At 52.9% G+C, this 13,848-nt stretch carries 11 protein-coding genes and 14 other annotated features; of the genes, 7 read left to right on the top strand and 4 right to left on the bottom strand.

Annotated elements, in window-relative coordinates:
- Window positions 1-16 precede the first annotated feature (16 nt).
- Window positions 17-216 (bottom strand): 50S ribosomal subunit protein L34 gene (rpmH, locus tag STM3839; RefSeq protein ID NP_462739.1). Within the gene, window positions 17-157 belong to an annotated coding region; the region does not span the whole gene.
- Window positions 167-172, bottom strand: a ribosome-binding site (putative RBS for rpmH; RegulonDB:STMS1H003801). (Overlaps the previous gene by 6 nt.)
- Window positions 181-189, bottom strand: a -10 signal (putative -10_signal for rpmH; RegulonDB:STMLTH004618).
- Window positions 208-216 (bottom strand) — a -35 signal (putative -35_signal for rpmH; RegulonDB:STMLTH004618).
- Before the next feature lie 524 nt (window positions 217-740).
- Window positions 741-749, top strand: a -35 signal (putative -35_signal for dnaA; RegulonDB:STMLTH004617).
- On the opposite strand from rpmH, the gene dnaA reads away from it, so the two are divergent.
- The 4 genes from dnaA (at window position 741) to gyrB (ending at window position 6,987) form a co-directional block, all read left to right on the top strand.
- Window positions 741-2,218, top strand: a protein-coding gene (gene dnaA / locus STM3838) for a DNA replication initiator protein (protein NP_462738.1). Within the gene, window positions 818-2,218 belong to an annotated coding region; the region does not span the whole gene. (Overlaps the previous feature by 9 nt.)
- Window positions 757-765 (top strand) — a -10 signal (putative -10_signal for dnaA; RegulonDB:STMLTH004617). Its footprint overlaps the gene before it by 9 nt.
- Window positions 806-811: a ribosome-binding site (putative RBS for dnaA; RegulonDB:STMS1H003800), on the top strand.
- A gap of 4 nt (window positions 2,219-2,222) precedes the next feature.
- Window positions 2,223-3,323: a DNA polymerase III, beta-subunit gene (dnaN, locus tag STM3837; RefSeq protein ID NP_462737.1), complete on the top strand. Its 1,101-nt coding sequence runs from the start codon at window positions 2,223-2,225 to the stop codon at window positions 3,321-3,323.
- Between the two features lie 127 nt (window positions 3,324-3,450).
- Window positions 3,451-3,456, top strand: a ribosome-binding site (putative RBS for recF; RegulonDB:STMS1H003799).
- The gene (gene recF, locus STM3836) for a gap repair protein (RefSeq protein ID NP_462736.1) occupies window positions 3,451-4,544 on the top strand. Within the gene, window positions 3,471-4,544 belong to an annotated coding region; the region does not span the whole gene. Its footprint overlaps the feature before it by 6 nt.
- Before the next feature lie 17 nt (window positions 4,545-4,561).
- Window positions 4,562-4,567: a ribosome-binding site (putative RBS for gyrB; RegulonDB:STMS1H003798), on the top strand.
- Window positions 4,562-6,987 (top strand): DNA gyrase, subunit B gene (gyrB, locus tag STM3835; RefSeq protein NP_462735.1). Within the gene, window positions 4,573-6,987 belong to an annotated coding region; the region does not span the whole gene. (Overlaps the previous feature by 6 nt.)
- An 18-nt stretch (window positions 6,988-7,005) precedes the next feature.
- On the opposite strand, the gene STM3834 is transcribed toward gyrB, so the two are convergent.
- The 3 genes from STM3834 to STM3832 form a co-directional block, all read right to left on the bottom strand.
- Window positions 7,006-7,909 (bottom strand): putative LysR family transcriptional regulator gene (locus STM3834; RefSeq protein ID NP_462734.1). Within the gene, window positions 7,006-7,902 belong to an annotated coding region; the region does not span the whole gene.
- Window positions 7,904-7,909 (bottom strand) — a ribosome-binding site (putative RBS for STM3834; RegulonDB:STMS1H003797). It overlaps the preceding gene by 6 nt.
- A gap of 107 nt (window positions 7,910-8,016) precedes the next feature.
- Window positions 8,017-9,218 (bottom strand): putative mandelate racemase gene (locus STM3833; RefSeq protein NP_462733.1). Within the gene, window positions 8,017-9,210 belong to an annotated coding region; the region does not span the whole gene.
- Window positions 9,213-9,218, bottom strand: a ribosome-binding site (putative RBS for STM3833; RegulonDB:STMS1H003796). Its footprint overlaps the gene before it by 6 nt.
- A gap of 5 nt (window positions 9,219-9,223) precedes the next feature.
- The gene (locus STM3832) for a putative permease (RefSeq protein ID NP_462732.1) occupies window positions 9,224-10,493 on the bottom strand. Within the gene, window positions 9,224-10,486 belong to an annotated coding region; the region does not span the whole gene.
- Window positions 10,488-10,493 (bottom strand) — a ribosome-binding site (putative RBS for STM3832; RegulonDB:STMS1H003795). Its footprint overlaps the gene before it by 6 nt.
- 287 nt (window positions 10,494-10,780) lie before the next feature.
- Window positions 10,781-10,786: a ribosome-binding site (putative RBS for yidA; RegulonDB:STMS1H003794), on the top strand.
- Between STM3832 and yidA the strand changes: the two genes are divergently transcribed.
- From yidA to dgoK, 3 genes are all read left to right on the top strand, one after another.
- Window positions 10,781-11,637 (top strand): putative hydrolase of the HAD superfamily gene (gene yidA, locus STM3831; protein ID NP_462731.1). Within the gene, window positions 10,792-11,637 belong to an annotated coding region; the region does not span the whole gene. (Overlaps the previous feature by 6 nt.)
- A 249-nt stretch (window positions 11,638-11,886) precedes the next feature.
- Window positions 11,887-11,892, top strand: a ribosome-binding site (putative RBS for dgoR; RegulonDB:STMS1H003793).
- Window positions 11,887-12,587, top strand: a protein-coding gene (dgoR, locus tag STM3830; RefSeq protein NP_462730.1) for a galactonate operon transcriptional repressor. Within the gene, window positions 11,898-12,587 belong to an annotated coding region; the region does not span the whole gene. It overlaps the preceding feature by 6 nt.
- Window positions 12,573-12,578 (top strand) — a ribosome-binding site (putative RBS for dgoK; RegulonDB:STMS1H003792). (Overlaps the previous gene by 6 nt.)
- Window positions 12,573-13,462, top strand: a protein-coding gene (gene dgoK, locus STM3829; RefSeq protein NP_462729.1) for a 2-oxo-3-deoxygalactonate kinase. Within the gene, window positions 12,584-13,462 belong to an annotated coding region; the region does not span the whole gene. The genes dgoR and dgoK overlap by 15 nt, the downstream gene beginning before the upstream one ends.
- The last annotated feature ends 386 nt before the right edge of the window (window positions 13,463-13,848 follow it).

Below are 13,848 nucleotides of genomic sequence, written 5' to 3'. Positions count from 1 at the left end.
TCAGGGGTTAGCTTTATTACTTGGAAACGGTCAGACGAGCGCGGCCTTTAGCACGACGACGTGCCAGAACCTGACGACCATTTTTAGTAGCCATACGAGCACGGAAGCCGTGAGAACGGTTGCGCTTCAGTACAGACGGTTGAAAAGTGCGTTTCATGGCGATTTCTACCTAAACTTGAATAAATTCACTGACTTTTGCGTATACCCGAACAAACTTTGAACGACTTACGCCACAGTGTGGGTGATTAAAGAGGCCGGATTGTAATAATTGTACACTCCGGAGTCAATTCTCTTTCCTTATTTTCCCGCGATTTTCCACGCCTTTTTGTGCGGAAAATAAGCAGCGTTGACGCCATATGACGGGCATTGCGCGACGGGTGGAGAATTATACGGACTGCCAGGTAAAGCGCAAGGATCGCCCTGGATCTTTATGCGATCTTTTAGGCGTCTGCTCACCTTTACCTATTAATTTTTTCAATATGCGCGCGAAAGCGTACAGGAGTTCCCCAGGATCGATTACACTTATCCTTTCCTGGAAAGTCCTGTGGATAAATAGGGAAGAATCTGTGAGAAACAGAAGATCTCTTGCTCAGTTTAGGCTATGATCCGCGGTCCTGATCGTTTCAAACGATCCTGGTCAGGCATGAACACGAAATTTTTCAGACTGCGTGAAGTCGCGATCGTTTGAAAGATCCGTGAAAACCGCAGACAGCGGTTCGTGCGTCACCCTTCATGCAGGGTCTTATCGACGTGCGCCAACAATCATTAATGTATCAGCCTTTGTCATTTATCGACTTTTGTTCGAGTGGAGTCCGCCGTGTCACTTTCGCTTTGGCAGCAGTGTCTTGCCCGATTGCAGGATGAGTTACCAGCCACAGAATTCAGTATGTGGATACGCCCGTTGCAGGCGGAACTGAGCGATAACACGCTGGCTTTGTATGCGCCAAACCGTTTTGTGCTCGATTGGGTAAGAGATAAGTACCTCAACAATATCAATGGATTACTCAACACATTCTGCGGCGCGGATGCCCCACAACTGCGTTTTGAAGTGGGAACAAAGCCCGTTACGCAAACGCTAAAAACGCCTGTGCATAACGTTGTCGCGCCTGCGCAGACAACAACGGCGCAGCCGCAGCGCGTAGCGCCTGCGGCCCGTTCGGGCTGGGATAACGTACCAGCGCCAGCGGAGCCGACCTACCGCTCCAACGTCAATGTAAAACATACATTTGATAACTTCGTCGAAGGTAAATCCAACCAACTGGCGCGCGCGGCGGCACGTCAGGTGGCGGATAATCCTGGCGGCGCTTATAACCCGTTATTCCTCTATGGCGGCACCGGTCTGGGTAAAACTCACCTGCTGCACGCGGTGGGTAACGGCATTATGGCGCGTAAACCCAACGCGAAAGTCGTGTATATGCACTCCGAGCGCTTTGTGCAGGACATGGTAAAAGCCCTGCAAAATAACGCCATCGAAGAGTTTAAACGCTACTACCGCTCCGTTGACGCATTGCTGATCGACGATATTCAATTCTTCGCCAATAAAGAACGATCCCAGGAAGAGTTTTTCCATACCTTTAACGCTCTGCTGGAAGGCAATCAGCAGATCATTTTGACGTCGGATCGCTATCCGAAAGAGATCAACGGCGTTGAGGATCGTCTCAAGTCCCGCTTTGGTTGGGGGCTGACAGTGGCGATCGAACCGCCAGAACTGGAAACCCGCGTGGCGATCCTGATGAAAAAAGCGGACGAAAATGATATTCGTCTGCCAGGCGAAGTAGCGTTCTTTATCGCCAAACGTCTACGCTCTAACGTGCGTGAACTGGAAGGCGCGTTGAACCGGGTGATTGCCAATGCCAACTTTACCGGCCGGGCGATTACTATCGACTTTGTGCGCGAAGCGCTGCGCGATTTACTGGCGTTGCAGGAAAAACTGGTCACCATCGACAATATTCAGAAGACGGTGGCCGAGTATTACAAAATCAAAATTGCGGATCTGCTTTCTAAGCGTCGATCTCGCTCGGTAGCACGTCCGCGCCAGATGGCTATGGCGCTGGCAAAAGAGCTCACCAACCACAGTCTGCCGGAAATCGGCGATGCGTTTGGCGGGCGCGACCACACTACCGTACTTCATGCCTGTCGTAAAATTGAGCAACTGCGTGAAGAAAGCCACGATATCAAAGAAGATTTTTCGAATTTAATCAGAACATTGTCGTCGTGATCCTATGAAATTTACCGTTGAACGTGAACATTTATTAAAACCGCTTCAGCAGGTCAGCGGCCCGCTGGGCGGCCGTCCTACGCTGCCGATTCTCGGTAACCTGCTCCTCCAGGTAGCGGACGGTACGCTTTCTCTGACCGGCACCGATCTTGAAATGGAGATGGTCGCGCGCGTTACGCTTTCTCAGCCGCATGAGCCAGGCGCCACTACCGTGCCGGCGCGGAAATTCTTTGATATCTGCCGCGGCCTGCCGGAGGGCGCGGAGATTGCCGTTCAGTTGGAAGGCGATCGGATGCTGGTGCGTTCTGGCCGTAGCCGCTTCTCGCTGTCTACGCTGCCTGCCGCCGATTTCCCGAATCTTGACGACTGGCAAAGCGAAGTTGAATTTACGCTGCCGCAGGCCACGATGAAGCGCCTGATTGAATCGACCCAGTTTTCGATGGCCCATCAGGATGTGCGCTACTACTTAAACGGTATGCTGTTTGAAACGGAAGGTAGCGAACTGCGCACTGTCGCGACCGACGGCCACCGTCTGGCGGTGTGCTCAATGCCGCTGGAAGCGTCTTTACCCAGCCACTCGGTGATTGTGCCGCGTAAAGGCGTGATTGAACTGATGCGTATGCTCGACGGCGGCGAAAACCCGCTGCGCGTGCAGATTGGCAGTAATAATATCCGCGCGCACGTCGGCGACTTTATCTTTACCTCGAAGCTGGTGGATGGTCGCTTCCCGGATTACCGTCGCGTTCTGCCGAAGAATCCGGATAAACATCTGGAAGCGGGCTGCGATATCCTCAAGCAGGCGTTTGCCCGCGCAGCAATCCTCTCGAATGAGAAATTCCGCGGCGTGCGTCTGTACGTCAGTGAGAATCAGCTCAAAATCACCGCCAATAACCCGGAACAGGAAGAAGCGGAAGAGATTCTGGACGTGAGCTACGGCGGGACGGAGATGGAAATCGGCTTTAACGTCAGTTACGTGCTGGACGTGCTCAATGCGCTGAAGTGCGAAACCGTGCGCATTATGCTGACGGATTCCGTATCCAGCGTACAGATTGAGGATGCGGCGTCACAGAGTGCTGCCTACGTTGTTATGCCAATGAGGCTGTAGAATCTGAAAAGGGGCTGGTTTACTTGCCATTTCGCCTCCCGGCAGTGCTCGAAATGCTCACGTACTTCGTGTACGCTCCGCTTTCTGCGCGCTGGCGGTAGACGAACTGGCTGCGACACACACGCCCCTGGACGAATGTACTAATATATGTCACTGACGCGCCTTTTAATCAAAGACTTCCGCAACATAGAAAATGCGGATCTCGCTTTATCCCCCGGCTTTAACTTCCTGGTTGGCGCCAACGGCAGCGGCAAAACCAGCGTGCTGGAAGCTATCTATACGCTTGGCCATGGTCGGGCGTTTCGCAGTTTGCAGCCTGGCCGCGTGATTCGTCATGAGCAGGAAGCGTTTGTTCTTCACGGGCGATTACAGAGCGAAGAGCGTGAGACGTCGATTGGCTTAACCAAAGATAAGCAGGGCGACAGCAAGGTCCGTATCGACGGTACCGACGGTCACAAGATCGCGGAGCTGGCGCATTTAATGCCGATGCAGTTGATTACGCCGGAGGGGTTTACTTTACTCAACGGCGGCCCCAAATACAGAAGAGCGTTCCTTGACTGGGGATGCTTTCACAACGAAGCCGGATTCTTCACCGCCTGGAGCAACCTGAAACGATTGCTGAAACAGCGTAATGCCGCGCTGCGCCAGGTGAGTCGTTATGAGCAATTGCGCCCGTGGGATAAAGAGCTGATTCCGCTGGCGGAACAAATTAGTACCTGGCGGGCGGAGTACAGTAGCGCTATCGCACAGGACATGGCGGATACCTGTCAGCAGTTTTTACCTGAATTTTCCCTGACGTTCTCTTTCCAGCGCGGCTGGGAGAAAGAGACAGACTATGCGGACGTGCTGGAGCGAAGCTTTGAGCGTGACCGTATGTTGACCTACACCGCGCACGGGCCGCATAAAGCGGACTTTCGCATTCGCGCCGACGGCGCGCCGGTGGAAGATACCCTGTCGCGCGGGCAGCTAAAGTTATTGATGTGCGCCTTACGTCTGGCGCAGGGCGAGTTCCTCACCCGCGAAAGCGGGCGGCGCTGCCTGTACCTGATAGATGATTTTGCCTCTGAACTTGACGATGCGCGTCGCGGACTGCTGGCCAGCCGCTTAAAAGCCACGCAATCGCAGGTCTTTGTCAGCGCAATTAGCGCTGAACACGTTATAGACATGTCGGATGAAAATTCGAAGATGTTTACCGTGGAAAAGGGTAAAATAACGGATTAACCCAAGATTAAATGAGCGAGAAACGTTGATGTCGAATTCTTATGACTCCTCCAGTATCAAAGTCCTGAAAGGGCTGGATGCGGTGCGTAAGCGCCCGGGTATGTATATCGGCGACACGGATGACGGCACCGGTCTGCACCACATGGTATTCGAGGTGGTAGATAACGCTATCGACGAAGCGCTCGCAGGTCACTGTAAAGATATCGTCGTGACTATTCACGCCGATAACTCCGTGTCCGTAACGGATGATGGCCGTGGCATTCCGACCGGGATTCACCCGGAAGAAGGCGTCTCGGCGGCGGAAGTGATCATGACCGTTCTGCACGCGGGCGGTAAATTTGACGATAACTCCTATAAAGTCTCCGGCGGTCTGCACGGCGTGGGCGTCTCGGTAGTCAACGCTCTGTCGCAAAAACTGGAACTGGTTATCCAGCGAGATGGCAAAATTCACCGTCAGATCTACGAGCACGGCGTGCCGCAGGCACCCCTGGCCGTCACTGGCGATACCGATAAAACCGGCACGATGGTACGTTTCTGGCCGAGCCACGAAACCTTCACCAACGTCACTGAATTTGAATATGAGATCCTGGCGAAACGCCTGCGTGAACTGTCATTCCTGAACTCAGGCGTCTCCATCCGCCTGCGCGACAAGCGCGATGGCAAAGAAGATCATTTCCACTACGAAGGCGGCATCAAGGCGTTTGTTGAATATCTGAACAAGAATAAAACGCCGATCCACCCGAATATCTTCTATTTCTCCACCGAAAAAGACGGTATCGGCGTGGAAGTAGCGCTGCAGTGGAACGATGGTTTCCAGGAAAACATCTACTGCTTTACCAACAACATTCCGCAGCGCGACGGCGGTACTCACCTTGCAGGCTTCCGTGCGGCGATGACCCGTACGCTGAACGCCTACATGGACAAAGAAGGCTACAGCAAAAAAGCCAAAGTCAGCGCCACCGGCGACGATGCCCGTGAAGGTCTGATTGCGGTGGTTTCCGTAAAAGTACCGGATCCGAAATTCTCCTCACAGACCAAAGATAAGCTGGTCTCTTCCGAGGTGAAATCGGCGGTAGAACAGCAGATGAACGAACTGCTGAGCGAATACCTGCTGGAAAACCCATCTGACGCGAAAATCGTCGTCGGCAAAATTATCGACGCCGCGCGTGCGCGTGAAGCGGCGCGTCGCGCCCGTGAAATGACCCGTCGTAAAGGCGCGCTCGATTTAGCCGGTCTGCCGGGCAAACTGGCGGACTGTCAGGAACGCGACCCGGCGCTGTCCGAACTGTACCTGGTGGAAGGGGACTCCGCGGGCGGCTCTGCGAAGCAGGGGCGTAACCGCAAGAACCAGGCGATTCTGCCGCTGAAAGGTAAAATCCTTAACGTCGAGAAAGCGCGCTTCGACAAGATGCTTTCCTCCCAGGAAGTGGCGACGCTGATCACCGCGCTGGGCTGCGGTATCGGTCGCGACGAGTACAACCCGGACAAGCTGCGCTATCACAGCATCATCATCATGACCGATGCGGACGTCGACGGCTCGCACATCCGTACGCTGCTGTTGACCTTCTTCTATCGTCAGATGCCGGAAATTGTCGAGCGTGGCCACGTCTACATTGCGCAGCCGCCGCTGTACAAAGTGAAGAAAGGTAAGCAGGAACAGTACATTAAAGACGACGAAGCGATGGATCAGTACCAGATTTCCATCGCGCTTGACGGTGCGACTCTGCACGCGAACGCTCATGCGCCGGCGCTATCCGGCGAAGCGTTAGAAAAACTGGTCTCTGAATATAACGCCACGCAGAAAATGATTGGTCGTATGGAGCGTCGCTTCCCGAAAGCGCTGCTCAAAGAGCTGGTGTATCAGCCAACTCTGACCGAAGCCGATCTTTCTGATGAGCAGACTGTAACGCGCTGGGTGAATGCGCTGATTACCGAGCTGAACGAGAAAGAGCAGCACGGCAGTCAGTGGAAGTTCGATGTTCATACTAATACGGAACAGAATCTGTTCGAGCCGATCGTTCGCGTGCGTACGCATGGCGTGGATACCGATTATCCGTTGGATCACGAGTTTGTGACCGGCGCGGAATATCGTCGTATCTGCACGCTGGGCGAGAAGCTGCGTGGTCTGATTGAAGAGGACGCGTTTATCGAACGCGGCGAGCGTCGCCAGCCGGTAACCAGCTTCGAGCAGGCGCTGGAGTGGCTGGTGAAAGAATCACGTCGCGGTCTGGCTATCCAGCGTTATAAAGGTCTGGGTGAAATGAACCCGGATCAGCTGTGGGAAACCACCATGGACCCGGAAAGCCGCCGTATGCTGCGCGTGACCGTCAAAGATGCAATTGCTGCCGACCAGCTGTTCACTACGCTGATGGGTGATGCCGTTGAGCCGCGTCGTGCCTTTATCGAGGAGAACGCCCTGAAAGCAGCGAATATCGATATTTAACCTGCCTTAATCCCCGGCCTACCGCTGGTTGGCCGGGGCATCATGATGTTCATCGACATAGCTGAATAAAAAATCTCTAAAGCGCTGAGTGGCGGGCGTTTGTGCGCGCCACGCATGGAAATAAAGGTTCATATTGCGCCGCAGCGGAGGCGTGAGCGAACAGGTCGCTAATTGGTAGCTTTTGGCGTAATGGCGGGAAAAGGTTCCGGCGATCACCACGCCTTCACACTGCGCCGCCAGCGACATGGCGGTCGCCATATGTTCCACCGTCATTTTGGGCTTAATGCGCACGCCAGCGGTTGCGGAGATCATCGGAATGGATTCGTTGCCAACGGCGATCAGCTCTTCGCTTTGAATCTCTTCCCAGCGAACCGTTTTTTTATGCAGCCGATAGTCCGGATGGCAGTACAGGGCGATTTCCGTTGTGAACAGCGTTTGTTTGTCGATTTCCGGTTCCAGCGGCCGCTCCGGGCCGATACCAAAATCGGCTTCTCCCAACATAATGCTTTTTTGTAATTGCGACATGGGCTTATCAATAAGCTGTACGTGGGTATGCGGATGCTGCCGCTTAAAGGCATGGATGATTTGCGGCAGAAAAGCACAGGCGATCAGCGGCGCGCCAACAACCCGCACCAGGGATTTTTTGATCTCTTTCAGGTCGCGGGCATAATTTTCGGCCCGTTGAAACTCTTCAACAACCCGCATGGCGGCGGGTAAAAACTTTTCGCCGTCGGGCGATAGCTTCACCACGCGCGAAGTGCGGTCGAAAAGGGAAACCTCCATCTGGCTTTCCATTTCGTTGATTAAACCGCTAACAGCTCCCTGCGTGATGCACAGATATTTGCTGGCGGCGGTAAAACTACGCAAATCCGCGACGGCCAGAAACGCGCGAAATTGCCGGATAGTTAAATTCATTTGCCACCTGTGTTACCCCTTTACTGAGAGGATTTTATCTCAGGCTGGATAAGGTCGCGTTGATACGACTCGCAAATACAGGGTGTCTGCCTGCGGCGCAGGCAGACAGTTGGCTTATTTTACGGTGATGGTTGGTGATTTTTTCATGGTTTCTTCGGTCAGTTCCTGGCCGATGCCGGGAAGCTCCGGGACTTCGTACATGCCGTTCTTCGGCAGGTAGTTGTATTTACAGGTCTGTGTATTCGGCTCCAGCAGCGCATACCGGTGCAGTTCGTGGATGACGAAGTTAGGGATTGCGGTTTCCATATGCAGCGCCACCGCTGTGGAAATCGGCCCGCCGCAAACGTGGATTTGCACCGTTTTGTCATAAACATGCGCCATATCGCAGATTTTCTTCACTTCGGTGATGCCGCCGCAGGTACAAATATCGGGCTGGATCACGCTCAGGCTGCCGTTTTCCAGGAAAGGACGGTATCCCCAGCGCCAGTAAATGCGTTCGCCAGCCGCCAGCGGAATATTGACCTTATCGGCAACCTGCTTCATCTGCGCGGGGTTCAACGGCATGACCGGCTCTTCGTAGTAGAAGATGCCCAGTTCTTCGATCATGCGGCCAAACTGAATCGCCGAGGTGGTATCCGTAAAGGCATGCATTTCGGCGATGATATCCACGTCCGGGCCGACTGCATCGCGAATGGCGGCCATACGGTCGTAGCCCAGACGCAGGATTTTATCGGTGAGAGGCCCGTTGAGGTTTTGCTGGTTCCAGTTGCCGTGGCGATCCATTGCGACGGTATCCACTTTTATTGCGTCATAGCCTTCGCTGACGGCGGTCAGCGCCGCCTGTGCATACTGCTCCGGCTCGGTCAGCATATCTTTATCGCTGCCGTCCCCCCAACCAAACTGTAGCTGACTGGCGTAGGTTCTTATTTTCTCGCGACTTTTGCCGCCAAGCATTTTATACAGCGGCACGCCCCACGCTTTGCCTTTGATATCCCACAGCGCGATATCGATGCCGCTCATCGCAGCGGAAAAGATGCCGCCGCCGCCCTGCCCCCAGAAGGTTTTTTTGAGCATTTTTTCCCAGATAGCTTCGTTATTCATCGGGTCCATGCCGATGATAATGGCCGACAGGTCCTTCGCCATTCCGATGCCCGCAGAAGCGCCGACGCCGTAAGCCAGCCCAACTTCGCCAAAACCGGAAATGCCCTCATCGGTATTAATTTTTACCACCACCGGACGCCATTTGCTGGTGGCGGACGCAAAATCGTTCGCCACATCAATAATATCAACGCTGGTAATTTTCATCATTTACTCCTCGTAATTAATATTTTTTAATCGTTAAGATTAATGCCGATACCACGGCGATAGCGCTGATAAAAACCAGGCATAGTAAGCCGCCGGTATAAGTTCCAGTGATAGAAATAAATAAGCCGATAAATACAGGAGATAATGAAGAGAGTCCGTTGGCGACGCCGTTCATTACGCCGCTGGCGGCGGATATGGATTTTCCTGGTATCATTCCCTGTAATAACGTCCAGGCAACGGGCGTACCCATCGTACAGAAAGCAACAGCAAAGGAGAGGAGTACCGCCGACATATATTTATGTTCGGTTATGGTGCCGAAATAGATACTGACGCCAGCGAAAAACATTAATACCATTAATATGGGGGCGCTGCGTCCTATTTTATCGACGAAGACGCCTGCGGCCGCTTTGGCAAATATCGACAGGACAAAGGGAAGCGACGCCAGCCAGCCCATTTCCGCCCAACTGAACCCTCTGGCTGATTTTAGATAGGTCGGCAGCCAGGTAATCATTCCCCAATATAAACATTGCAGACACAGATACCACAGCACCAGCAGCCAATAGCTGTAGTTGGTAATCACCGGTTTGACCCGCAACATAAAACTTTCGCTGCTGCCTGCGCTTTCCGTTTCCTGCCCGGCTTTGATATAAGCCAGTTCCTGCTCGCTGATACTTTTATGTTGTTCTGGTTTATCAGCAACATATCGCCAAAGTAGCCAGAGTGGGATTAACCCAAGAGCGGCGCATAAAAAGAAGTTGGAGCGCCAGCCGTGGGTGCCTATCCACCAGGTGAAAAAAGGCATCGCAATGGCGGGAGCGACTGACTGGCCGACGATCCACGCCGCGTTTGCTCTGCCGCGTTCCTGCTTCGGGAACCAGTTTTTAATAAATACGCTTTGCAGTGGATAATAAAATCCCTCTCCGATGCCCAGTAATATACGGCAAATAATAATTAGAGCGAATGATGTAGCGACTCCGCCAATCATTAAAGCGATAGTCCAGATCAGAATACAAAGCATCATCGCTTTTCTGGGGCCGAGATAATCACCAAGCGGTGATAATACAACGTTAGCGATACCATAAGCGGCCAGAAAGACGGTCATCATCATGCCGATTTGCAAGGGCATGCCTTCAATACCCATATAGGCTAAGAAGGGTTCATTCGCGGCTAATACCGAAACATTAACGCGATCGAGATAAGCAATAAATATTCCAATAAACAGACAGGCAACGATTAAAAATCTTTTCCTGGTTGGGGGGGCGGTAAGGGCCATCGACATTAGCGATCTCCTTCTCATCGGATAAGGTTATTTTAAAATATAAGTTTTTGTTGATTTTTACTGATTAAGAACCAATCCCATTAGGCTCTAAGTGATGATGTCCAAAGTAGCAATACGCATTCTTTTAGAAAAACGGTATTTTCTGTTTGATTAATGAGGTTATCTAATACATCAGGAGGAGAGAATACGGCCTGAAAAGGGGAATCCCGTTTGTGAATCTTATCCCCCTTTCTCTCGGATTCTTTACTGTTTTTTGAGCGGAATCGCGTTAGCATGAGTCAGGACTCATTTAATGCGGGGATTTCATGGCTATTAAACTCATTGCTATCGACATGGATGGCACCCTTCTGCTGCCCGATCACACCATTTCTCCGGCGGTTAAAAACGCGATTGCCGCTGCGCGTGAAAAAGGGGTAAACGTGGTGCTGACCACAGGCCGTCCGTATGCGGGTGTGCACAGTTACCTGAAAGAACTTCACATGGAACAGCCCGGTGATTATTGCATCACCTATAACGGGGCGCTGGTGCAGAAAGCAGGGGACGGCAGTACGGTTGCGCAAACGGCGCTCAGCTATGATGACTACCGTTACCTGGAAAAACTGTCCCGTGAGGTGGGTTCTCACTTCCACGCATTAGACCGAAATACGCTTTATACCGCTAACCGCGATATCAGCTACTACACGGTGCATGAATCGTATGTGGCGACCATTCCGCTGGTATTTTGTGAAGCGGAGAAGATGGACCCGAACACCCAGTTCCTGAAAGTTATGATGATCGATGAGCCTGCCGTTCTCGACCGGGCGATTGCGCGTATACCGGCAGAGGTGAAGGAAAAGTACACCGTGCTGAAAAGTGCGCCGTATTTCCTTGAAATCCTCGATAAACGGGTTAATAAAGGCACTGGCGTAAAATCACTGGTCGAGGCGCTGGGTATTAAGCCAGAGGAGGTGATGGCGATTGGCGATCAGGAAAACGACATTGCGATGATCGAATACGCCGGTATGGGCGTGGCAATGGACAACGCCATTCCGTCGGTCAAAGAGGTGGCTAACTTTGTGACTAAATCGAACCTTGAAGATGGTGTTGCCTGGGCGATTGAAAAATTTGTGCTGAACCCCGATCACTCATCCGGCCATTTCCCCGCCCGATAAGGCATAGTCGCCATCGGGCAAATACTCGCTTAACGACCCGCACTTGCTGCGGGTTTTTTTATGTCTTTCGTTTACGTCTTATAACGTTCCCATAACCAATTGTCGTTTTTGTGATCTAAATTGTAGTACAACATAATTGTGTTGTACTACATTAATGGCATGATAACGACGGTTGATATCACGCTAGTACTACAAAATTGCGGCGTAATTCAGCTATCGCGGTAAAGTAAGAGAGTTCACATCGAGCACAAGGACTCTCTATGACTCTCAATAAAACCGATCGCATCGTTATCACGCTGGGCAAACAGATTGTCAGCGGTAAATACGTACCCGGTTCGGCGCTGCCAGCGGAAGCGGATCTGTGCGAGGAGTTTGAAACGTCGCGCAACATCATTCGCGAAGTGTTTCGCTCGCTTATGGCGAAGCGGCTAATTGAAATGAAGCGTTATCGCGGCGCGTTTATCGCACCGCGTAACCAGTGGAATTATCTCGATACCGACGTGCTGCAATGGGTGCTGGAAAACGACTACGACCCGAGGCTTATCAGCGCGATGAGCGAAATACGAAACCTGGTGGAGCCAGCAATAGCACGCTGGGCGGCGGAACGGGCAACATCAAGCGATCTGGCTGAAATTGAGTCGGCGCTAAACGACATGATTGCCAATAACCAGGACCGGGAAGCGTTTAACGAGGCGGATATTCGCTATCACGAAGCAGTGTTGCAGTCGGTGCATAACCCGGTGCTGCAACAGTTAAATGTAGCGATCAGCTCGCTACAGCGAGCGGTATTTGAACGGACCTGGATGGGCGATGCGGCCAACATGCCGAAAACGCTCCAGGAACATAAGGCGCTATTCGATGCGATACGGCATCAGGATGGCGATGCGGCAGAGCAGGCGGCATTAACCATGATCGCCAGCTCGACACGAAGGTTAAAGGAAATCACATGACAGCTCGCTACATCGCAATTGACTGGGGATCGACCAATCTGCGCGCCTGGCTTTACCAGGGCGACAAATGCCTGGAGAGCAGGCAATCAGAAGCAGGCGTTACACGCCTGAACGGTAAATCTCCTGACGCGGTGTTAGCAGAAGTCACAACACACTGGCGCGACAGCGCCACCCCCGTGGTAATGGCGGGCATGATCGGCAGTAACGTAGGCTGGCAAAATGCGCCTTATCTGCCGGTTCCCGCCCTGTTCTCCGCTATTGGCGAACAGTTAACCGCCGTTGGCGACAACATCTGGATCATCCCCGGATTGTGTGTCTCACGCGAGGATAACCACAACGTGATGCGCGGCGAAGAGACGCAACTGCTTGGCGCCTGCGAACTTTCTCCTTCTTCTGTCTATGTCATGCCCGGCACACATTGCAAATGGGTACAGACTGATACGCAACAAATTCATGATTTTCGTACTGTGATGACAGGCGAACTCCATCACTTGTTGCTGCGTCACTCGCTGGTCGGGGCTGGTTTGCCGGAACAGGAAGTTTCTGGCGACGCCTATGCCGCGGGGCTGGAGCGCGGTCTTAATTCTCCTGCCGTCCTGCCTTCTCTTTTTGAGGTTCGCGCCTCGCACGTGTTGGGACATCTTGCGCGTGAGCAGGTCAGCGACTTCCTCTCCGGCCTGTTGATTGGCGCGGAAGTCGCCAGCATGAGCGAATCCTTCGCGGCGCAACAGGCTATCACTCTCGTCGCTGGACCCGCGCTGATCTCACGTTACCAACAGGCGTTTAGTGCTATTGGGCGTGATGTTTCAACCGTGGATGGCGATATGGCATTTCAGGCTGGAATAAGGAGCATCGCTCATGCAGTGGCAAACTAATCTCCCTCTCATCGCTATCTTACGCGGTATTACGCCCGATGATGCCCTGGCGCACGTTGGCGCGGTGGTGGATGCGGGATTTGACGCTATAGAAATTCCGCTTAACTCCCCACAGTGGGAAAAAAGCATTTCTTCCGTGGTGAAGGCGTATGGCGGCAGGGCGCTTATTGGCGCTGGTACCGTACTGAAACCGGAACAGGTAGACCAGCTTGCCGGGATGGGCTGCAAGCTGATCGTCACGCCGAATATCCAACCGGAGGTGATCCGCCGGGCGGTGAGCTATGGCATGACCGTGTGTCCGGGCTGCGCCACGGCAACGGAAGCCTTTTCTGCGCTGGATGCAGGCGCACAGGCGTTAAAAATTTTCCCGTCGTCGGCGTTTGGTC

It is taken from the genome of Salmonella enterica subsp. enterica serovar Typhimurium str. LT2, assembly GCF_000006945.2.
Taxonomy (GTDB): domain Bacteria; phylum Pseudomonadota; class Gammaproteobacteria; order Enterobacterales; family Enterobacteriaceae; genus Salmonella; species Salmonella enterica.
This window is presented reverse-complemented; position numbering and strand designations above follow the sequence as displayed.